This is a genomic window from Pedobacter insulae (assembly GCF_900113525.1).
Classification (GTDB): Bacteria; Bacteroidota; Bacteroidia; order Sphingobacteriales; family Sphingobacteriaceae; genus Pedobacter; species Pedobacter insulae.
In genome coordinates this window covers 143370-165207 of sequence record NZ_FOPP01000010.1, presented here as the reverse complement: position 1 = coordinate 165207, position 21838 = coordinate 143370, and the positions used below count along the sequence as shown (strand labels likewise).

Annotated in this window: 16 protein-coding genes; 3 read left to right on the top strand and 13 right to left on the bottom strand. The window is 38.1% G+C overall.

Annotated elements, in window-relative coordinates:
• The first annotated feature begins 1 nt into the window (after position 1).
• Positions 2-1087, top strand: a complete 1086-nt coding sequence (locus tag BM207_RS16030) for an Ldh family oxidoreductase (protein WP_090996645.1) — start codon at positions 2-4, stop codon at positions 1085-1087.
• A 51-nt stretch (positions 1088-1138) separates the two neighbouring features.
• Here BM207_RS16030 and BM207_RS16025 read toward each other — a convergent pair whose 3' ends face one another.
• The 8 genes from BM207_RS16025 to BM207_RS15990 form a co-directional block, all read right to left on the bottom strand.
• On the bottom strand, positions 1139-3043 hold the full coding sequence (locus BM207_RS16025) for a SusD/RagB family nutrient-binding outer membrane lipoprotein (protein ID WP_090996642.1): 1905 nt from the start codon (positions 3041-3043) through the stop codon (positions 1139-1141).
• Between the two features lie 18 nt (positions 3044-3061).
• The gene (locus BM207_RS16020; protein WP_090996639.1) at positions 3062-6172 is read right to left on the bottom strand and encodes a SusC/RagA family TonB-linked outer membrane protein; all 3111 of its coding nucleotides are present in this window, start codon (positions 6170-6172) and stop codon (positions 3062-3064) included.
• Between the two features lie 41 nt (positions 6173-6213).
• Positions 6214-7404, bottom strand: a complete 1191-nt coding sequence (locus tag BM207_RS16015) for an ROK family protein (protein ID WP_090996636.1) — start codon at positions 7402-7404, stop codon at positions 6214-6216.
• 156 nt (positions 7405-7560) lie between these two features.
• A complete protein-coding gene (lepB, locus tag BM207_RS16010; protein WP_090996633.1) occupies positions 7561-8745 on the bottom strand; it encodes a signal peptidase I in 1185 nt (394 codons plus the stop codon).
• Positions 8746-8772: 27 nt separating this feature from the next.
• Complete coding sequence (dapB, locus tag BM207_RS16005) at positions 8773-9513, bottom strand: 4-hydroxy-tetrahydrodipicolinate reductase (RefSeq protein WP_090996630.1); 741 nt, start codon at positions 9511-9513, stop codon at positions 8773-8775.
• On the bottom strand, positions 9510-10184 hold the full coding sequence (locus BM207_RS16000; protein WP_090996627.1) for a DUF5683 domain-containing protein: 675 nt from the start codon (positions 10182-10184) through the stop codon (positions 9510-9512). The genes dapB and BM207_RS16000 overlap by 4 nt, the downstream gene beginning before the upstream one ends.
• Positions 10184-11083: a ParB/RepB/Spo0J family partition protein gene (locus BM207_RS15995; protein WP_090996624.1), complete on the bottom strand. Its 900-nt coding sequence runs from the start codon at positions 11081-11083 to the stop codon at positions 10184-10186. Before BM207_RS15995 ends, BM207_RS16000 begins: the two co-directional genes overlap by 1 nt.
• Positions 11084-11092: 9 nt before the next feature.
• Positions 11093-11896, bottom strand: coding sequence for a ParA family protein (locus BM207_RS15990; protein WP_090996621.1), 804 nt, complete (start codon positions 11894-11896; stop codon positions 11093-11095).
• Between the two features lie 165 nt (positions 11897-12061).
• Here BM207_RS15990 and BM207_RS15985 point away from each other — a divergent pair, with 165 nt between their 5' ends.
• A complete protein-coding gene (locus BM207_RS15985; protein WP_090996619.1) occupies positions 12062-12583 on the top strand; it encodes an NADPH-dependent FMN reductase in 522 nt (173 codons plus the stop codon).
• Positions 12584-12594: 11 nt separating this feature from the next.
• Here the strand turns inward: BM207_RS15985 and BM207_RS15980 are convergent, their stop codons facing one another.
• Positions 12595-13050 (bottom strand): substrate-binding domain-containing protein, encoded by a 456-nt coding sequence (locus tag BM207_RS15980; RefSeq protein ID WP_090996615.1) that lies wholly within the window; start codon positions 13048-13050, stop codon positions 12595-12597.
• An 80-nt stretch (positions 13051-13130) separates the two neighbouring features.
• Between BM207_RS15980 and BM207_RS15975 the strand changes: the two genes are divergently transcribed.
• The gene (locus tag BM207_RS15975) at positions 13131-14762 is read left to right on the top strand and encodes an ABC transporter substrate-binding protein (RefSeq protein ID WP_090996612.1); all 1632 of its coding nucleotides are present in this window, start codon (positions 13131-13133) and stop codon (positions 14760-14762) included.
• Between the two features lie 221 nt (positions 14763-14983).
• Here the strand turns inward: BM207_RS15975 and BM207_RS15970 are convergent, their stop codons facing one another.
• The 4 genes from BM207_RS15970 to leuS form a co-directional block, all read right to left on the bottom strand.
• The gene (locus BM207_RS15970; RefSeq protein ID WP_090996609.1) at positions 14984-17389 is read right to left on the bottom strand and encodes a TonB-dependent receptor; all 2406 of its coding nucleotides are present in this window, start codon (positions 17387-17389) and stop codon (positions 14984-14986) included.
• Between the two features lie 194 nt (positions 17390-17583).
• A complete protein-coding gene (locus BM207_RS15965) occupies positions 17584-18231 on the bottom strand; it encodes a hypothetical protein (RefSeq protein ID WP_090996607.1) in 648 nt (215 codons plus the stop codon).
• A gap of 11 nt (positions 18232-18242) precedes the next feature.
• A complete protein-coding gene (locus BM207_RS15960; RefSeq protein ID WP_090996604.1) occupies positions 18243-18746 on the bottom strand; it encodes an RNA polymerase sigma factor in 504 nt (167 codons plus the stop codon).
• 65 nt (positions 18747-18811) lie between these two features.
• A complete protein-coding gene (gene leuS, locus BM207_RS15955) occupies positions 18812-21610 on the bottom strand; it encodes a leucine--tRNA ligase (protein ID WP_090996601.1) in 2799 nt (932 codons plus the stop codon).
• Positions 21611-21838: the final 228 nt, after the last annotated feature.

Here is a 21838-nt window from a genome sequence, read left to right as displayed (position 1 = left end):
AATGAACTTTATAACTTTTCCAGAACATCAACTTAGGTCTTTTACTTACTCAGTATTCAAAAAAATGGGCTGTAGCGATGATCATGCAGAACTAGCTACGGATGTGCTTATCAAATCTGATTTACGTGGTATCGATTCTCATGGTGTAGCGCGATTAAGTGGCTACGTCAGACTATGGGAAAAGTGCAGAATAAATGCCACTCCTGATATCCGGATTGTACATGAAACACCTACTACTGCTACCGTAGATGGAGATGGAGGCTTAGGTTTGGTGGTAGCGCCATTTGCTATGAAAGTAGCGATAGAAAAAGCGGAAAAATACGGAAGTGGTTGGGTAGCCGTTAAAAATTCTAACCATTTTGGTATCGCAGGTTACCACGCTTTAATGGCGGTGGAAAAGGACATGATAGGTATCAGTATGACCAATGCTAGTCCGCTCGTAGCACCCACTTATTCAAATGAAAGGTTATTAGGCACCAATCCAATGTGTTATGCTTTTCCTGCGGGAAAGTATCCTCCTTTGATAGTGGATATGGCAACTGCGGCCGCAGCCAATGGAAAATTAGAAATTGCTCAACGTGCAAATAAGGACGTTCCCAATGGTTGGATACAAGATAAAGATGGACAAAACTCCATTAACCCTAATGAATTAAAAAAAGGTGGATCATTATTGCCATTGGGCAGTGATAAGGATCACGGTAGTCACAAAGGTTATGGGCTGGGCGCTACAGTTGACATTTTATCTGCTGTGTTGTCTGGGGCTAACTATGGTCCATGGGCACCTCCTTTTGTATCCTTCCTCGAACCCCCAAGCGACCCAGTGGGAGAGGGAATTGGTCACTTTTTAGGTGCTATGCGGGTAGATGGGTTCAGACCTGCTGTAGACTTTAAAGCACACTTAGACAATTGGATCAGCAGATTTAAGACTGCAAAAGCTGTTGAAGTTGGTAAAAAGGTTATAATCCCTGGTGAGCCTGAACATGAATTTGAAGTAGAGAGAAAGATAAATGGGATTCCAGTTATTGATGTGGTAGTGAATGATCTGAATTTGCTCGCAGAGAAAATAGGTGTCGCTAAATTAGCTTAAAAAAAAGGCCGCTAAAATGAAAATTTAGCGGCCTTAAAACTCAACTTAAAACTAATGCTTAGCCCACCACAATGGGGTTAGCACAGCATCTTCTCCCCCTAGAAAACCTACGGCCTGACTGTATCCAGTAGCGTTACTGTTTTTCAAACCGGAAGGGTATCGCAATCTTTGCGGGAAATTTTTCACACTGTTAGTCATAAAATTTGCGGCAGTTAAATTTGGTAAATTAACCAACGGATTCTCTACAGCTGGATTCTCAAAGAATGGAAGCCCAAGGCGACGATGATCACTCCATGTTTCTAATGGTAGCCAAGGTGTTTGGGCAATAAATTTCTGCGTGATAATTTTGGTTAATAGGTCGTTCTTAACTGCTCCAGCTTTATAAATTGTATTATCAGGATATTTAATCTGAACAGTTCCATCAACGTTTGTATAACCATCTTTATAACTCATAGTATGAGTAGCTGGTGGTTCAGTTATATGATCCCAACTTACCGAAGTACCTGCGTTATTATAGGAGGTAGAAGCTAAATAAGCTGTACTTTGAGCGCCCACTCCCCAGTAATCTAAATTCGCTTTAACCCCCGCCTCATAGGCTGCCTTTGCTGATAAAGGTGTTGCCCAACCTCTCACTGCGCCTTCGGCTAACAAGAAATAAGTTTCCCAATTAGCAAAAAATATTCTCGAGCTCGCACTGGTTCTAAACTCATTTGATGTACGTGGCATAGCACCATTAAAAGCCCTTACGTTGTTTTTTGAGCCAGGAACTCCCCAATCGCCACTTGTGTAGGCATTCCAAGTATATTTAGCATCGATTGTTTTAAGTACATTTGTACCATCAGTTAGGGTATTAGTCGTAGTTTTCGCCGTGTTATCCCATGATGGGTAACTATTGAAATTTGGATTAGCTACATCACCAGGTATGATAAAAGTCTTAAAAGCTCTTGGATCTATTTTGTTGGGTAACCCATCTAACCAATAGCCTGCAAAAGGATCGTTAGTTTTCATCGTGAAATGATTTTGAAGGCGTATGCCAACATAATTATCTGGTTTTATCGATGGTTGTACCTCTGCACTTACTTGTGTAGTAGTCTGTATCCCACCTAGGTTGTAGGTTAAATTACGATAAGCTGCACTCATCATTTGAGCATTCCACTCTCTGCTCATTACGCCGGTTAATGCGTCCCAACCAGCACGTTCTCCGACTTTAAAAGTTTGATCTGCGGCTGTTAATAACTCTCCACTTGCAGCTTCCTCAAATGACGATTTAGCTTTAGCCGCATCAACCTCTGATAAACGCATGGCTAATCTCAAACGCATTGAATTTGCATATCTCTTCCATTTACTATAGTCGTACTGGAAAGCTGGATCTTGTTTTTTAACATCGTCTGGATTGACAACCGCCAGATCTAATTTCGAACTAGCATCCTTCAACTCGTCAAGTAAATGGTAGTAAACATCTTTCACACTGGCAAATTGTGGATTTGACCCTTGAAAGCTGTTGATAGGAATAGGCCCAAAATTATCAGATAATTCACTCATCAGATAGGCTCTCCATATCCTTGCAACTTGTATTAAGTTTTTTGTATATAGCTTGCTTGTACCCTTAGCGATTTGCTCGTTTCCAACTTGGATAGCAGAATTAGCAGCATTTAGCCAACTAGACATATAACTGTTATAATAATCCGATGACCATCCATCATCGTAACCCCCACTTGAAATACCTCCACCCATTTGCTGGCGACCAGCTGTTTTCCAATAAAGTACAAATACCCGTTCAGCAATATGTGGATCCATTTGCGCTCCAACAATACTGTTATTGATAAAATAATCTACCTGAACTTGATCTGCATTTGCTGCAAGTGGATTGGTATTAATTTCGTCGAATTTTTTACATGACGATGCCGCTACTAAACCAGCGACAAGCATCCATATTCCTTTATATCTATTTTTCATTTCGTTTACTTTTAAATATTAAAATCCTAGTGCCAGGTTAATTAAGAAGGTCCGCATTGTTGGAAGACCTGCATTCTCGAAGCCCGTGGCATTACTATTGGTTGCATAAACCGACTCAGGGTCGATACCATTCATATGGCTTTTAATTAACCAAACATTGTTACATGAAACTCCAAACTTGGCATTTTTTATTGGCGTATTAGCCAAAAGTTTACGAGAGAAAGTATAGCTCAACTGAACATTTCTTAAACGCACATTACTCGCATCATAAATATTTGCTTCCGTAATTCCCAAATTATTAGCTGTAGCAACACCTAACCAATACTGTTGCGGTGTTACCTGTTTAGTATTGGCAACGTAGCCACCACTACCGTTGCTTACCGCACCTGGCACAACAAAACTATCTCTTGAGCCATTTGGCGCTGTAACTGCCGCTGTTCCACTTGCTTGCATAGCAACATGTGTGGCAGAAAATATCTCACCACCTATTCTTGCATCAATTAAGAAGGATAGACCTACGCCTTTATATTCAAAACTATTGGTAAAACCAATTAATGCCTTAGCTTGTTGATTTCCTAATTTAACGATTTCAGGGTCGCGGGTAGGTACGCCATCTGCATTCAATAAAATCTGATCGAAAAAAGGGCTGCTGTTATCTTTAACCCTTGAATATTTCGTGCCATAAATTTCACCATATTTCTCCCCAACGACTGCCAAAACAGATACATCATCGAAGCCTCCAAGACCGTATTTACTAACACCTTCAGATAACGCCTCTACTGTATTTTTATTACGAGAGTAATTAAAAGACGTATTCCAGTTAAACCCATTTGGTTTTCCCATCACTTTACCATCAATTACCAATTCCATACCAGTATTTTGAATGTCACCAGCATTTACTTTCTTAGCCGTGTATCCGCTCAAAGCATCCATGGGCAAGTCAATCAGCTGACGGGTAGCATTCGTTTTATAATAAGAGAAATCCAAGCCGATACGGTTCTTCAAAAATCTCATTTCAGCACCCAGTTCAAGGGATTTGATAAGCTCACTACGAACATTTGGATCCAAGAGTACAGTATTTCTTCCCGCAGTTGTATTTCCGTTTGGATCTTTACCAATGTTAAATGTGTTATACAGCTGATACGGAGCAAGATCATTACCCACTTGTGCATACGATGCTCGCAGTTTACCGAAACTAAGCCAATTAGGCAATTCAGTACCCATTGAAGTTAACATGTCTGTCAACACATACGACAAACTAACTGAAGGATAGAAGAAAGAGCGGTTCTCTTTACTTAAGGTTGATGACCAATCATTTCTAAAAGTAGCATCTAGATAAAGATAGCCATCGTAATTAATTTGGGCATTACCATATACAGAGTTAATTCTACGTCTCGAAATTCCTTCGCTAACACCTGCCGGACTTACGCCATTATTGAGGGAGAATAAGTTTGGCACCACTAACAATCCAACGCTTGAACTCAATGAAGTAAAATTAGTCTGCATCAAATTACCTCCCAGGGAAAGCATGCCACCGAACTTGCCAACAATATTATCTTTTCTAGCTGATAATAAGGCACTAAAATTGGTTTCTGAAAAAGTTTGTTTTCCCATACCATAGCGTCCTGTCGCGGCAATCGGACTCCCGCTATATACATTTGATTGTGTATTAGTGGTATATAAATCGGCTCCTCCTTTAACTTCTGCATTTAACCAATCAGTAAAATTATATTTAACCGATCCATTCATGATAAATCGATCTCTCGAATCTTCGTTTAGGTTATATTGATTACTCCAGTAAGGGTTCACCTGACTTCCAGCGCCATCAAACCATAACATATTACCAACACCATTTTTTGCAGCATTAAACTGGGTAATATCCATTGAACGAGGTAACATATAAAGTGTGTAAGCACTACTATTATCTCTACCACCAACAGGTCTGTTATTAGCCTTAGTATTACTATATTGAATCTTCGTGTCCGTTACCCAGCGATCGTCTGCACCAAATTTACTCAGCGCTCTTGCAGTAAGATTATTACGCAAGAGTTTAGTTCCCGGCACAATACCTTCGTCTTGCAAACGGTTATAAGAAGTGTAGACTGAGGTTCCTTTGAACAATTGTTGAAATGAAATACTATTGTTGATATTGATACCTTGCTGCATATAATTATCAACATTATTGTAAGTAGCAAGACCAACTTGCCTACCGTCCCAGTTAGTCACCATCTGACCTTCAACTTTTGGACCCCAGCTCGCTGTAGAAGTAGCATTATAGGTATTAGAATTACCCTGACCAAATGAATTTTGAACTTCTGGATTGGTAAAAATATTGGACATTCCATAGGAACTAGCCACGGTAATCCCTAATCCTTCTTGCGCACGCCCAGTTTTAGTGGTAATTAAAATTACTCCATTACCCGCTCTTGAGCCATACAGCGCAGCAGCAGATGGTCCCTTTAATACAGAAAGCGTCTCAATATCGTCGGGATTAATATCTGCTATCCCATTCCCCATGTCTAGCGATCTGTTCCAATATCCGTTATCCGGAGCACCGGTGAAGTTATCAATCGGCACCCCGTCTACCACGATTAAGGGCTGATTACTGCCTGTTAATGAATTACTTCCGCGAAGTAGTATTTTTGACGACCCTGCAGGCCCATCGCTAGATCTAACCACCTGCAGACCAGCAATCTTACCTGAAAGCGTATTCGCCAAATTAGGTTCCTTAGCTGAAACCAAAGTCTCTCCCTTAACTTCTTGCACTCCATAGCCTAAAGACTTTTTCTCTCGTTTAATGCCTAATGCCGTGACAACTACTTCACTTAGCTGACTTTCCGTTGAAGCAATCGTTACATTGATCGTTTGCTGGCTCCCCACTACAATCTCTTGCTTGGTGTAGCCCAACATGGTAAATACAAGTATATCTGTGGGACTAGCGGCTATTGAAAATTTTCCATCGGCACCCGTCTGGGTTGTCTTTGCTGTGCCTTTAACAGCAACGTTAACGCCAGGAACAGGCGTTGAATTTTCCTTCACCGTTCCGGTAATGGTTTTTTGTGCAAATGCGGTAATGCTCAGCAATGCGAGCAGCAACGCACTTAAACACTTTAAGTAATTTTTTTTCATCTCGTTTTAGTTTAGTTATTTGTAGTTTAGTTGTATTAGTTTTATTCAAATTGACTATTCTCTATCACCAAGCTGGCGGCTGCCAGCAACTCTGCATTATCGGCCAAAGTCGACAACACAATGCTTGTTTGATCGGCAATGCGAGGGATACAAAATTCGTTAATGGCCTGCTGTATTGCTGGGAGTAGCATTTTACCCGCTCTTGCCCCTCTCCCACTAAGTACGATCCGTTTTGGATTCAAAATATGAATCAAAGTTGCTAAACCCTTTCCCAACTGAAAACATGCATCAGACAAAATAGAGATGGCCAAAGGGTCTTGCTTTACAACCGCATCTAAAAAATGGTCTCCATAGTGCTTTGAGCTGTCTTTAAAAAGCTTCTTCATACTGGATTCATCTCCAACTGCTAAAGCTGCCTTTGCTTTTTCTACCATCACCAGTAGAGAGGTATCTACTTCTAAACAACCTCTTTTACCACATGAACATAAGTTGTCACTTTTTGAAAGGGGAATATGGCTAAATTCACCAGCATAGCCAGTACTACCTCTATATAGTTTCCCATTTATAATCATTCCCAAGCCTGTTCCCCAGCCAACATTAACCACCAATACGTCCTGCATTCCTTCTGCCTTTCCAAAATGAAGCTCGGCCAAGGTGATTAAACTCGAATCGTTATCAATAAAAATAGGCAAACCCAAAGTATCCATTAGGTAATCGCCTAAATGCTGGCCTGTTGGTGTTGGCAGATGAGAATTGTTGATGCCTTTTTCGGCATTAACAAGCCCTGGCATTCCAATTCCAATACCAATTAAAGATTTTTTGTCAAAGCCAGATTTTTGAATACTATTGTTTATAAAAGTGATGAGTTTGCTAACTGATTTTTCATCTTCGTTGATATTTAAGTCAAGCAACTGAATTGGCAGTACAACTTCGTTGGCCAAATTGTAAATAACCAAGCGCGTAATGAGTTGATCCATCGCAACAGCCACAATGTATTTTTGCTTTGCCGGATTCAATAAAAACATCAATGGCCGGCGACCTCCTGTTGAAGGAGCAAGACCTTTTTCTTTAATATACTTGTCGGCAATTAAGGAATTTACTGTCGTAGTTACTAAGGGCAAACTTCTTTGAGTAAGCTTACTCAAAGCGGCTAAAGAAAGCGTCTTCCTATAGTAAAGATGCTTAATTATATCCGCCCTTAGACGTTGACCCTTTTCAATTTTTACAGACATTTGGCTTAGTTCTTAAACAAACTTAATAAAAAAATACAAAAGAAAATAAATCTTTTTAAATTTTTTATTAAGTCCCCCGATGTCGGCACAACATGAAAAAAGCGATATAAATTAAAATTATATCGCTTTTGCAAACAAAGATGAAGTTTCTCTTTATTAATGTATCCCTTTAAAAATTCGACTCCATCTAATTTTACTAAACCATGAGCCTTCATTGTCGAAACTCATCCATATAAATAGTGCTTTACCTACAATGTGATCTTCCGGAACAAATCCCCAATAACGGGAGTCGGCCGATTGATGACGGTTATCGCCCATCATCCAGTAGTAATCCATTTTAAAAGTATATTCTGTGGCCTTTTTCCCATTGATTACCCAATCTGCACCTACTTTCTCTAATTTATTACCTTCATAGATACGAATACTTCGTTCGTACATCGGCATGGTGTTGGAATCCAATTTAACTGTCCACCCTTTTTTCGGGACAATGATTGGCCCATAATTATCTAAATTCCATCTCCTATTTGGGTCATGTGGAAAAATAGCCTGATCATATGAATCCTTCTGAGTTAACATTTCCTGCACCGATTTTACATACTCCGATTTTTTCAGTGTTGCGATCATATCTGGAGTTCCTTCAAATTGCCATCCGGTTTGACTGACCTGTGAAACCTTGAAACCCTGCTCTTGAAATAAACCTACATTAATATCATCTGATTTAAATTCTACTAAATAAGAAAAGCCTCCAGTTCCAACTAATGGTGTTTTTTTGCCATTTACAATAGCAAGCCCATCCACCATACTAATGGTATCTCCCGCAATGGCAATACAGCGCTTTATAAAATTCTCACGTTTGTCAACCGGGCGACTAACAATTGTATAACTTGCATGTACAGCCTGCCTGTTGCTCTGCATAACCATTTGATAATAATTCCCATCCTGCGCTTCTAGTGCCACCGTGTCTCCCTCTGGGAAGTTAAATACAACTACGTCATTACGCTTAATATCTTGCAATCCTGGTAATCGTCTATATTTCCATTGAACACCGTCCCAATATGCTTTTGTACCCGTTAAAGGCATCGTATGATGTGCAAAAGGAAATGCAACCGGTGTCATCGGAATACGAGCGCCATAATTTACCTTACTCACAAACAAAAAATCGCCAATTAATAAAGATCTTTCCATCGAGCCAGACGGAATGGTATAAGCTTCGATAAAAAATACCCTTATGATTGTGGCGGCTACGACAGCAAAGATAATGGCATCTGTCCATTCTCTTCCTTTACTTTTTTTCTTCTTGGGCGCAGTATCCTTTTTTTTCTGCCAGAATTTATAGTTCATTATTTATATCTTAATTTACAATATACATTATTCAAAATTAAACACGTCCGCAACATTGTAAAAACCCTGCTTATTGTTTAACCATTCAGCAGCTATAATAGCACCAAGTGCGAATCCCGCTCTATTATGTGCAGTATGCTTGATCTCTATCTCATCTACTTCAGAACTATAAAGCACAGTATGTGTTCCCGGCACATTCTCAATTCGATGTGATTCTATTAATAACTGTTCAGCTTTAAAGGCTTCTGGAACAGGTGTTCCAACAACTTCATTTACCCATTCCTGCTTGCGTTCAATCGAATCAATAATATCTTCTGCAATCGTCATCGCTGTTCCACTTGGCGCATCAAGCTTTTGCGTATGATGTATTTCCTCTACTTGCACTTCATAAGCTGGATAATTATTCATCAACCTAGCTAATACCTTGTTTAAATGGAAGAATAAATTAACACCAACACTAAAGTTAGAGCCATAAAGCAATGTATTGTTACTCTTTAAGCAATCATTTTTAATTTGTTGCAGATTTCCATACCAGCCTGTGGTGCCCACTACGATAGGAAGTTCTGCTTCAAAACATTTGTAGATATTAGATACAGCAGCGTCCGGTGCACTAAAATCAATAGCTACATCTGCCCTTCTTAAATTTTCTATCGTAAAATCTGCCAAGTTTTCGACCCCTATCCTGAGCACAATCTCATGCCCTCTTTCTATCGCAAAACGTTCAATAATCTGGCCCATTTTACCATATCCTAATAATGCTATATTCATAGTTTGAGCGTAAGTTTTAATGCAGGCGTAATGGAATTGTAGCCATACATGGTGTTTGAATTTATGATTGTAGGATTAATATTAAAACCCAACTTTTCCTCAACATTTAAATACTTTAATCGAGCGGTAACATAAGCATCAATTACATTGATACCATAGACTACACCCAACGAAATTAACACGACTTCTTTGTTATTCTTATAAATTGCCTTTCCCTTGTATAAAGCATCTGTATCTTTATAATCTTTTAAAGATCCGTCAGGATCTGGTTGATTACCATTTGCCTGACGATATTGCAACTCTTTTAAAAATAGATTATAATTTCTGTTATTCTCTATAAAAGAAAGTGTTAACATGGTTCCTGCCACATAGATACCAGCAATTTTGCCCACAATTGCCATTTTCTTACCAATTCCTTTACCAGCAATTTGCCCACTCTTTACATCATCCACAACAAGCTTGTAATTATAGGCCTGCCCCCATCCCGGAATAATAAGTGATCTTCTTATAGCTATTTTCCCAGCTATTCGCCCTTTATTAATGTAACCCGAAGGAGCAATCGTATCTGTTTTTGCCTTATCAACTTCTATTGATTTCTCTTTGACAGGATCTTGGGCTTTCGCGGTTGTGAAAGTTAAAAAAATACATAAAAAGATATATAGTAAGCGCATTACCAATCTAAAAGTTCTAAAATACGATTTAAATCATCGTTTGATACGAAAGGAATTTCAATAGCTCCCTTTCCATTTTCTTTGACTTTCAATTTTACTTTAGTCGCAAATTTCGAAGCCAAATCTCTTTGAAGCTTTTGATATTCAAAAGACACCCCACCGGGGCTAGCTTTTGGCTTTACCTGCACATGGTGAATACTTCTAACCAGTTCTTCAACCTTACGAACAGAAAGCCCTTTGTCTAAAATTTCTTGATGAATGAACAATTGCTTTTCCTGTTCTTCTACACTAATCAACGCGCGCGCATGACCCATAGAAATCCTCCCGTCTCTGATAGATGCTTGAATAGCAGGTGGCAATTTAAGTAGTCTTAAATAATTACTCACCGTAGTTCTATTCTTCCCAACACGATCTCCCAACTGCTCTGGCTTGAGTTTACACTCATCTATCATCATCTGAAAACTTAAAGCTACTTCGATTGCATTCAAATTCTCCCGCTGAATGTTTTCAATCAATGCCATCTCTAACATCTGTTGATCATCGGCAGTCCGAATGTAAGCTGGAATTTGTGTTAAACCCGCTAATTTTGAAGCTCTTAATCTACGTTCACCAGAAATTAACTGATATTTTGCTCCTTGTTTTCTTACCGTAATCGGTTGGATTAACCCTTGAACCTTAATCGAGTCAGAAAGCTCATTTAAGGCAACCTGATCAAATTCAGTTCTTGGTTGATATGGATTGGTTTCTATATCATCAATACTAACTTGGCTAATACTACCAATTTGGTTAGTGTCATTTGAGGAATCAATGCCTCCTTTTGGAGGATGAACTGAGTCAGTGTCATCTAAAAGCGCACTTAACCCTTTTCCTAAACCTGTTTTTCGCTGAAAAGATGTCATCTGAATAATTTATAGCGTCGCCGTATTAACATCTTGTTCTTCGGTTACCAAACCATTTTTACGAACAATCTCTCTGGCTAAATTTAAATAATTAATTGCCCCTTTACAGTTTGCATCATGCATAATTACCGACACACCATAACTAGGCGCTTCACTTAAACGCGTATTACGTTGAATAATCGTATCGAATACAAGATCCTGAAAATGCGTTTTCACTTCTTCAACTACTTGATTTGATAGGCGTAACCGTACATCATACATCGTTAATAAAATACCCTCAATTTGTAATTCAGGATTTAAACGGTTTTGAACAATTTTAATTGTGTTCAACAATTTCCCTAGCCCTTCTAATGCAAAATATTCACATTGAACTGGAATAATTACCGAGTCCGCAGCGGTTAAAGAGTTGATTGTAATCAAACCTAAAGACGGAGAACAGTCAATAATGATAAAATCATATTGATCTTTAACTTTCTCCAAAACAGCTTTCATCTTATACTCCCGGCTGCCTAGATTGATCATTTCAATTTCGGCGCCCACTAAATCAATATGTGCTGGCAATAGATCCAAATTAGGTGTATCTGTTTTCACAATTGCATCTAAGGGGTCAACATCATTGATGATACACTCATAAATGCTGTTCTTAATATTTCGCGGGTCGAAACCAATACCGGAAGTTGAATTTGCTTGTGGGTCAGCGTCTACCAGTAAAGTTTTATATTCTAAAACTGCTAAACTGGCTGCTAAATTTATAGAGGAAGTAGTTTTACCAACTCCTCCCTTTTGGTTTGCTAAAGCAATAATTTTACTCATCTAATTACCTTAATTGATTAGGAATGTTTTTACAATTATGTCTTGAAAAAATGCTATCATTGCATATAATTAGGCACTTTTTAACAATTAGCTAAGATACGAACTAAATCATAATATTAGTATTAAAGCGATAAGTGTTTTAAACATCTTATTAACAATTTTAGCATGGTTACTATTATATCAGGAACTAACAGACCCAATAGCAATACCTTAAAAATCGCAAAATATTATCAGCAGGAATTGGAAGCAAAGGGATTGAAAACTAACCTATTAGACCTTCAAGATCTACCTCCAAATTTGATTGGTTCAGATTTATATGGGCAACGAAGTCCTGAATTTCAAAAACTACAGCAATTGATTTCCCAAACCACTAAATTCATCTTTATTATTCCAGAGTATAATGGAAGTTTTCCAGGCGTATTAAAAGTATTTATTGACGCCTGCGCGTTTCCAGAGAGTTTTTACGATAAGAAAGCTTGCTTGGTAGGCGTATCTTCAGGTAAATATGGAAACATTAGGGGAATTGAACATTTCAATGGAGTTTGCGGCTATTTGCATCTAAATGTAATGCCCTTGAGGTTGCATATTCCCAATATTAAAAGTGAATTGAACGAGCACAATACCTTGTTCAGAGAAGATACCCTAAAATTCACAGCTGAACAGATAACAAAATTTATCGCTTATTGATTTCAACCTCTTTAAGTTACGAAATTAACCCATCTATCGCCCTCATTTCCAAAAACAAAAAAACCAGGGTGTAACATTTCAGCAATATCTTCAAGGCTGGCGACTAAATCTTTCGGTTCTTTGGCCAATACTTTACTATCATCCATTAAATAGACGTGGTTATAGCTAACAGCTGGCCAATCGGGAGATAATACTGAAGGCACTTTACTCATAAGCGTAGCAATGCCCGTTTGATACTCAAAATAAATGATCACCTTAGCTAACATCGGATCAGCAACTAACTCACCACCTGCAAGCTCAATTAAATGATCAAGGGGAGAATGAACTTCATTTTCAATAGTTAAACAAGCTACAGGAACCTTATCCATAAACTTAATTTTATGGACAACAATAGCTAAGCGTTCATGTAATTGCTCACGTAAATCTTCTTCGACTACGCTATTTATCAACTCATTTAAAAAAGACATCCAATTATTTTTAGGTTAAGCTTAAGGTGTAAAGCGTAAATTTTATTTGTTAATTTGTACAAAAATAAGATTTCTAATCGATGCGTAGAACGATAATCAATATATTTTGGATTTCCTGTGTCATTATACTAAGTGCCTGCAGTAAAAAATCTAATCAAGAAGATAAAAAAGTATTTAATATTAATCTCGATCAAAATGTAACTTCCCTTGATCCGGCTTTTGCCCGCAACCAAAATGCCATCTGGATGATCAACCAGATTTTTAATGGCTTGGTACAGGTAGACTCTGCCTTAAATACTATTCCATGCTTGGCCACCACATGGCAAGTTTCGCCTAATAACCTCACTTATACCTTTAACCTACGTACCGATGTTTATTTTCAGGACGACCCCCTATTCAAAAACGGGAAAGGAAGAAAAATGGTTGCCTCAGACTTTGTCTATAGCTTTAATCGTTTAATAGACCCCAAAGTAGCCTCCTCGGGAGGATGGATATTTAGTGACAAAGTAAAAGACCGACACAGCTTTAAGGCGCTAAATGACAGTACTTTTCAAATTACTTTATTGAAACCATTCCCTGCTTTTATGAAGTTACTGGCGGCTCAATACTGTTCCGTTGTACCTAAAGAAGTTGTCGAACATTACGGCAAAGATTTTCGGAACCATCCAGTAGGCACTGGACCATTCAAATTTAAGTATTGGAAGGAGGATGAGATTTTGGTACTTCTTAAAAACGAACACTATTGGGAAAAAGAAGGTGCTGCTCAGCTCCCTTACCTTGACGCCGTTAAAGTTACTTTTATTAGCGATAAACAAAGTGCTTTCATGAATTTCATTAAAAAAGACCTCGACTTCTTTAACAGTGTTGATGGGAGTTATAGGGATGATATCCTCACAAAAAGCGGAAAGATGACTACCAAATATAAAGACAAATTTCAGTTGATAAAAAGCCCTTATTTATGCACTGAATATGTGGGGATATTGGTAGACCCGTCAAAAAATCTTGTGAAGAACTCCCCTCTTCGATTTAAAAAAGTTAGACAAGCCATCAACTATGCGATCGACCGCCAAAAATTAATCAAGTATTTAAGGAATAGTGTTGGCACTCCGGCAACTAATGGATTTATCCCGAAAGGAATGCCTGGCTTTGATAGTATTAAAGTAAAAGGTTACAATTATAATCCCGTATTGTCGGCCAATTTATTGACTGAGGCGGGTTATCCTAATGGGAAAGGGATGCCGGCAGTAACACTGAGTACTTCTACCACCTATAAAGACTTAATTGAATTCATACAGGGAGAACTGAGTGCTATTGGAATGAATGTAAAAGTTGATGTGAGCCCAAGCGCCAGTTTGCGCGATATGATGTCGAAAAATGAAGTCAATTTTTTTAGAGGATCGTGGATTGCAGACTATCCCGATGGTGAAAACTACCTTTCTGTTTTTTACTCAAAAAACCGTGTGCCCTACGGCCCTAACTATACAGGTTATTTTAATGACGAATTTGACCGCTTATTTGAGCAGAGCTATTATGAAAGCAACGATCAAAAGCGTTTCGAGCTTTATCATAAAATGGATAACATGGTCATGGAACATTCTTCGGTAGTGCCAATTTTATATGATCAGGGTGTAATTATGCTCCAAAACAACATTAGTGGCTATCCAAGCAACGCCTTAAGTCTGATGATTTTGAAAAAGGTGAAGAAGAAGTAGCTAATGAAGAAGATACAGAGATACAATGCTGGTCAAAAAAAAACCTCTGAAACAAAAGCTCCAGAGGTTAGAATTTATATTTGGTTGTTTTAGTTCTAGTTTAATTTGCCTAACATCACAATTTTCATTGCTTTGTTTGGTGGATGATATATCAAATATATAATTTAAATTATCATAAAACGAATCAACAAACTAAATATTTATTAACATATTTTAACAAACTACTGGTTTCCTCCCATACCACCCATTTGTCCACCACCTTGTTGATCTTGTTTAACATCGTCATTTTTAATTTTTTTCTTTTCAGTAAACTTAAGCTTACCAAAATTATAGCTAAAGTTTAAGCCAAATGAACGCAATGGGTAATGAATATCCTGCACTTGGTAGCTATTTTTTGATTGGGTTACCACTTTGATATTTAAATCACGGTTAAATGGATTCAATACATTCACGCCGATAGTTCCTTTTTTCTTGAGGATTTCTTTCTTAACTGCTCCACCATAAAAGAACATCGCATCAGTTTTACCTTGGAAAGTACGTTGCGGTGAGTTAACTACACCAAATAACTCCATATTCCAGCCCTTTTTGAAACTATTTGCAGAACGCAAGAAAATATTATAATTCAAATAAGTTCCTGTATTCAAATTTTCAAGTTTATTTACAACATGGTAAGTATTCATCCCAACGTTACTCATTAAAGTCCATTTTGGCAATGGGTTATACGACCCAAACACATTAAAACCATAACTTTCTGATATACCAACATTGAGGAAAGTAGTTAGTACCTTTTGTGGATCTATTGCATCTACCTGATTGCCTCTTTCAATTACATTACCCGTACGGCGATAAAAAACCGAAGCATTGATAATCGATCCCTTGATAAATGTCGAGTAACCTATTTCATAGTTATCACTTAATTCTGGATTTAGCAAAGGGTTTCCCTGGAATACGCTAAACTGATTGCTTTCATTACGGAACGGATTCAAATAACTCAGACTCGGACGCTGAACCCTACGGTTATAGCTCACTTTAAGCGTGGTACTCCCCTTTAAAGTTTGCGAAATGATTACGCTTGGGAAAAGATTAAAGTAATCGTTTTTAAACCCGTTATTAATTTCTATACCCGTATATTCAGCCCTTAAGCCTCCTTTAAATTGAACTTTTTTGCTCAAATTAAAACTGATTGTGCTATAAGCTGCACCAACGTTTTGATTATAATCGAAATCTTGAGCTGAGTTATTACCATACTGACTTAAGATATTTCTAAAAATTCCTTTACCACCAACTTCAAAAATTACTGCTTTGCTAAAAGGATAAACATAATCGGTTTGAGCGGTATACTCTTTATTTCTTCCAATATTACTGCTTGAAGTGATTAAATCATTCAAATTTGGCATCTGTAAAGTATTAGTAAAATCGTTTGTATTTCTTCCTTCAGTTAATTGCCCTGAAATTGAAAACTCCTCTCCAGCTTTCTTACTCGTATGCTTATAATCTAAATTCCAGTCTAAATTACCATTGCTCATATCTGTTGAACCGATGTTTTTAGCCGAGACATTATTGATAGACATAATTGATGTGCCTGGACCTCCGTTATAAAAACGGTTGTATTTAGCAGTTGTACTAACATTATTGTAAAGGTTAAAATCGTAATCTAACCCTAAACTACCATTAAACATTTCTCTAGCCCAGTCTGACGACCCATTCTGGTCAACCGTACTTGTTATACCATTGCTTACAGTAGTGTTTAAAAAACCTACACTTGAAGTTTGAGGATAGGCAATCATAGTGCCTAGAGCAGTATTAACACTTAAACGACCAGTTTTTGCGGTAAGATTAAATGCACCTGTATTCTGACGTGTTCCTGCAGTTGCATTTACGCTGCCACTCACACCTTGCGCATTGCTTTTTTTAGTGATAATGTTGATGATACCACCCGAACCCTCTGCATCATATTTAGCCGAAGGACTGGTAATTACTTCAACACTTTTAATTTGATCCGCTGGTATCATTTTCAGTGCATCAGCAACACTATTGGCCATGGTACCCGATGGCTTCCCATTAATAAGTACACGAACTGCACTTCCTCGCAATTGCACGTTCCCATTAATATCAACCGAAAGCATTGGTACCTTACGCATTACATCGGTTGCGTCACCTCCTGCATTTGTTGCATCAGCCTCTGCATTGTAAACCATTCGATCAATTTTATTTTCGATCATCGCCTTTTTACCTTCAACGGTTACTTCATTTAAAGTATTTGCTGTACCAATTAAATAAATAGTTCCTAAATTTTGATCTGGTTTTTCTGGTGTTGTTTTAACTACCATGCTTTTGGTTTTATAACCTAAAAATCCAATGGATAGCCTATATTCGTCGGGTGTAATATTTTGAAGAACTACCTTGCCCTTTTCGTCAGTTACACCACCATTTACTGGTTTATTATCCTTAACTTTTGTTAGTGAAACACTTGCATAGTCGATAGGTTTTTGAGTAGCCGAATCCAGCACAGTAACTGTAATACGACCTGCAATTGTTGGTTTAGCCGGACCACCCATACCTGGAAATTGAGCCTTTACATTAACTATAAATAGTAAAGACACGCATAAAAGTAAAATTGATTTCATTTAGATTATTGTTTTGTTAGTTAACGTTAGCGGCGACTTCGCAAGTCGGCCGTAAAACGCCGACTTGCGAAGTCAATTTTTTTAATTTAGTCTTACAAAATTAGCTTTTGTTACAGCCCTCCATAGGGATTTTAGTCCGCTAGTTTAGAAAAGGCGGTGAATAGCCTGTTTAAGGCGGCGAAAAAGATGGGAAGTTAACTCTTCTCAAAGTCTTCGATTTCTTTCAGGAAATTGCCAGCACGAAGGATAGACGACCACTCTGCTCCATAAAACATCATCCTGAACCATCTTTTATCCATGTTTTTGATGTCAATATTTTTGAAAAACCAAACACCTATATAAGTAAACAAACCCAATATTGGCACTTGAATAAACCAGAAGGCCCATGGTTGTTCAGTGATTAACTCGAAACTTATGTTCCAAGTCGCAAAAACTGGAAACTGTAAAAAGCATATTCCGATAACCTTTAATGTTGAGTGCCGTAGTTTCGCCATTTTGTGCTGCATTTGTAAAACATTCTCACTGCGATCTATTTCACTGATCAGCACCAACTGCCTGATATACATTCCTATTGCGATCACAATTACAGCCAAATGAATGCCAATCGAAAGATTAACGAAAAGAGATGCGAGACTATTGAGATGATACCAAAAGTAAGCGACCGTTACCGCATAAGTTACCCCTACTGCGATCGCAATTAACTTGTAATTCCGTGCCGGTTTAAGCGCACTTTTTGCTTTCTGTTGTTGCAATTCGGCAATTAATTTATGATTAAGTGAAATTGTTTTCTCCAATTTTTCATCATATTGTTTCCAAAGGCTGATGATTTCTAAATTATCCATTTTTAAGAAGTTTACAGGGTTGAGAATTTGACTTTTAATTGTTCTTTAATCCTACCAATTTTGGTAGCCACATTGGTTGTACTAATTCCAATAATCTCGGCTATTTCCTTGTGGGATTTTTCTTCCAGATAGAGAATCATGAGTGCCCTATCCAATTCTTTGAGCTCATTGATAAATTTTTGTAGTGCATTTAAGTTATGCTCCAAGCCATCATCTAAATGTTCATCGGCAATCTCGATCAAATGATCGCCAATTAAAATAGTTTCCTTGTTTTTTTTTCCCCCGCGATAAAAGGTAATAGCTACATTTAAAGCTATTCGATACATCCAGGTAGAAAGTTTGTAGTTAGAATTGAAGCCAGCCCATGAGCGCCATAACTGATAAATTATTTCTTGCGCAAGATCTTCTCGGTCGTTTATATTTTGACAATAAGCATTGCATATTTTAAATATGATACGCTTATTAGCCTCAATCATGGTCAGGAAATCGGGTGGAGCGGTTAACTTTTCTTGCATTACTAAATTATCTTTCCCTATTATTCGCAACAAGTTGGGAAAAATCACAAGAACTGGAAAATTATTTAAATCACTATATTCACTATCTTTCCTTTAACAAATATTATTTTCTTTGCTTCCTTCCCTTCAAGGTAACCCCGAACCTGTTCATTCGATAAAACAATTTCCTTCACCGCAGCCTCATCTAAACTTAAACTTAAATTTAAGTTCATCTTCATCTTGCCATTTATCGATACTGGATAGGCAAATTCATTTTCTTCAAGATAAGCTGGATTAAAAGTTGGGTATGGGGTATTGGATAAATCTGTATGCCCTAGCAACTCCCATAACTCTTCACAAATATGGGGTGCGTATGGAGAAAGTACCACCACTAAATCAGTTAATACTGAACGGTTTTTACATTTTAGATCGGTTAATTCATTTACCGCAATCATAAAACTAGAAACTGAGGTGTTAAATGAAAAACGTTCAATATCATCCTGTACCTTTTTAATGATTTTATGTAAAGCTTTTAATTCAGTCTTAGTTGGTTCGCCATCGTTTACCCCGAAAACCCATTCTTCATTATGAAATAAACGCCAGAACTTCCGTAAAAACTTAAACACCCCTTCAATTCCATTGGTATTCCAAGGCTTGCTTTGCTCAAGCGGACCTAAAAACATTTCATACATCCTTAAAGTATCAGCGCCGTAGCCCTCAATCAAAACATCGGGGTTAACCACATTGAATTTTGATTTCGACATCTTCTCTACTTCGACGCCACAAATGTATTTTCCATTTTCTAAGATAAATTCAGCATCCGCAAATTCAGGCCTGAAAGCTTTGAATTTCTCAATATCTAAAACTTCATGCTCCACAATATTTACATCAACATGCAAAGCTGTAGTTTTATAGTCTTTTCTCAATCCGTAAGAAACTAATTTGTTTGTTCCTCTCCCCTCCTCATCAACTACACGGTACACAAAATTACTCCGCCCTTGAATCATCCCCTGGTTAATCAATTTCTTGAAAGGCTCTTCCTCATTAACAAACCCTAAATCTTTCAAAAATTTATTCCAGAAACGGCTGTATAGCAAGTGACCTGTGGCATGCTCAGACCCCCCAATATATAAATCAACATCCTTCCAATAGGAAATAGCATCCTTTGAAGCAAACGCCTCATCATTCTGGCTATCCATGTAACGATACCAGTACCAGCTACTTCCCGCCCATCCTGGCATTGTACTTAATTCATAAGTTTCACCATGGCATGGAGACCAGTCTTCGGCTCTAGCCAAAGGGGGTTCGCCGCTCTCAGTAGGCAAATATTTATCAATCTCAGGCAATACCAACGGCAATTCTTCTTCTTGAATTAAGTAAGGCAGTCCATTTTTAAAATAAACTGGAATTGGCTCTCCCCAATAACGCTGGCGACCGAAAATAGCATCTCTCATGCGATAGTTCACCTTAGCTTTTCCCACGCCTTCACGTTCTAACCAATGGTTTAAATAGGAAACCGCTTCTTTGTAACCTAAGTTATCGATAAACCCTGAGTTAATGTATCTTCCCTCCTTTGTTGCATCAGCTTCATTTTCAATGTTCTTTTGCCCATCTAATATTTGAATAATCGGCAGATTAAAATGTGTTGCAAATAACCAATCACGTTGATCACCACTTGGCACACCCATTACCGCCCCTGTACCATAACCAGCTAACACATAATCTGCAATCCAAATCGGTACTTTCTCATTATTTACGGGATTAATCACATAACTCCCTGTAAAGGCGCCCGAAACCGTCTTGGTATCTGCCATACGGTCTAATTCCGACTTCTTCTTAGTTTGGGCAATGTAATTTTCAATATCTTGCTTTTGCGCTTCGGTCGTTAATATGCTCACCAATTCATGTTCCGGGGCTAAGACGATAAACGAGACCCCAAATATGGTATCCACTCGTGTTGTGAAAACTTCGATGTAGTCTTGGGTCGCCAGCTTAATGTCTTCGGTCTCAATTTTAAACTTAACAGACGCACCAACGCTTTTTCCTATCCAATTGCGCTGCATTTCTTTAACAGGTTCAGGCCAGTCTATCGTATCTAAGCCCTGCAATAGTCGCTCTGCATAGGCCGAAATACGCATGCTCCACTGCATCATTTTCTTTTGTTCAACCGGGAACCCACCACGTTCAGAAAAACCATCCTTCACTTCATCGTTTGCTAGAACCGTTCCCAACCCTGCGCACCAATTCACGGTGCTTTCCTTTAAATAAGTTAATCGATACTTTAATAATAGGGCTTGCTTTTCTTCTTCGTTAAATGCCGACCAATCGCTTGGTAAAAAAGAAACTATGTCTTCATCACAAACAGCTTTTACCTCTGCATTGCCCGATATTTGGAATTTCTCTATCAATGTGACAATATCTTCCGCACGGTCTGTCTCCAAATTATACCATGAGTTAAACAGTTTCATAAAAATCCACTGTGTCCATTTATAATAGCCAGCATCACTTGTTCTAACCTCTCTACTCCAATCAAATGAAAAACCAATTTGATCTAACTGTCGACGGTAAGTTGCAATATTTGCCTCGGTGGTAATTGCCGGATGCTGACCAGTTTGAATAGCATACTGTTCTGCAGGCAGACCAAACGAGTCATAACCCATTGGATGGAGCACATTAAATCCTTTTAATCTTTTATATCTGGAAAAAATATCAGAAGCGATATAGCCTAGCGGATGGCCAACATGTAAACCAGCTCCCGATGGATACGGAAACATATCCAATACATAATACTTAGGTCTACTGCTGTTGGTTTCTGCCTTAAATGTTTGATTTTGAGCCCAAAAATTCTGCCACTTTTCTTCTATCGCTTTAAATTGATAATCCATTTTGCAAAAATAGGAAGAAATTTGACTAAAGCCGAATTTAAGCGTAGATAACGCAGGAATTTACCACTTCCTTCGGACCTCAGAAAGATTTCCATAAAAAGATCGACGCTATACTTATTTTGACATCGCTTTGTTGCGTAATTGTTATCACACTTTATAAATCCAATAATAGCTGAACCAGAACCTCCAACCTCAGCATACCAAACGTTAAAAAACGTTAACGTTCGC

What these genes read in the sequence shown, in the direction of transcription:
- BM207_RS16030 (WP_090996645.1), top strand. Translation starts at nt 2, where the DNA reads ATGAACTTTATAACTTTTCCAGAACATCAACTTAGGTCTTTTACTTAC.
- BM207_RS16025 (WP_090996642.1), bottom strand. Translation starts at nt 3,043, where the DNA reads ATGAAAAATAGATATAAAGGAATATGGATGCTTGTCGCTGGTTTAGTA.
- BM207_RS16020 (WP_090996639.1), bottom strand. Translation starts at nt 6,172, where the DNA reads ATGAAAAAAAATTACTTAAAGTGTTTAAGTGCGTTGCTGCTCGCATTG.
- BM207_RS16015 (WP_090996636.1), bottom strand. Translation starts at nt 7,404, where the DNA reads ATGTCTGTAAAAATTGAAAAGGGTCAACGTCTAAGGGCGGATATAATT.
- lepB (WP_090996633.1), bottom strand. Translation starts at nt 8,745, where the DNA reads ATGAACTATAAATTCTGGCAGAAAAAAAAGGATACTGCGCCCAAGAAG.
- dapB (WP_090996630.1), bottom strand. Translation starts at nt 9,513, where the DNA reads ATGAATATAGCATTATTAGGATATGGTAAAATGGGCCAGATTATTGAA.
- BM207_RS16000 (WP_090996627.1), bottom strand. Translation starts at nt 10,184, where the DNA reads ATGCGCTTACTATATATCTTTTTATGTATTTTTTTAACTTTCACAACC.
- BM207_RS15995 (WP_090996624.1), bottom strand. Translation starts at nt 11,083, where the DNA reads ATGACATCTTTTCAGCGAAAAACAGGTTTAGGAAAAGGGTTAAGTGCG.
- BM207_RS15990 (WP_090996621.1), bottom strand. Translation starts at nt 11,896, where the DNA reads ATGAGTAAAATTATTGCTTTAGCAAACCAAAAGGGAGGAGTTGGTAAA.
- BM207_RS15985 (WP_090996619.1), top strand. Translation starts at nt 12,062, where the DNA reads ATGGTTACTATTATATCAGGAACTAACAGACCCAATAGCAATACCTTA.
- BM207_RS15980 (WP_090996615.1), bottom strand. Translation starts at nt 13,050, where the DNA reads ATGTCTTTTTTAAATGAGTTGATAAATAGCGTAGTCGAAGAAGATTTA.
- BM207_RS15975 (WP_090996612.1), top strand. Translation starts at nt 13,131, where the DNA reads ATGCGTAGAACGATAATCAATATATTTTGGATTTCCTGTGTCATTATA.
- BM207_RS15970 (WP_090996609.1), bottom strand. Translation starts at nt 17,389, where the DNA reads ATGAAATCAATTTTACTTTTATGCGTGTCTTTACTATTTATAGTTAAT.
- BM207_RS15965 (WP_090996607.1), bottom strand. Translation starts at nt 18,231, where the DNA reads ATGGATAATTTAGAAATCATCAGCCTTTGGAAACAATATGATGAAAAA.
- BM207_RS15960 (WP_090996604.1), bottom strand. Translation starts at nt 18,746, where the DNA reads ATGCAAGAAAAGTTAACCGCTCCACCCGATTTCCTGACCATGATTGAG.
- leuS (WP_090996601.1), bottom strand. Translation starts at nt 21,610, where the DNA reads ATGGATTATCAATTTAAAGCGATAGAAGAAAAGTGGCAGAATTTTTGG.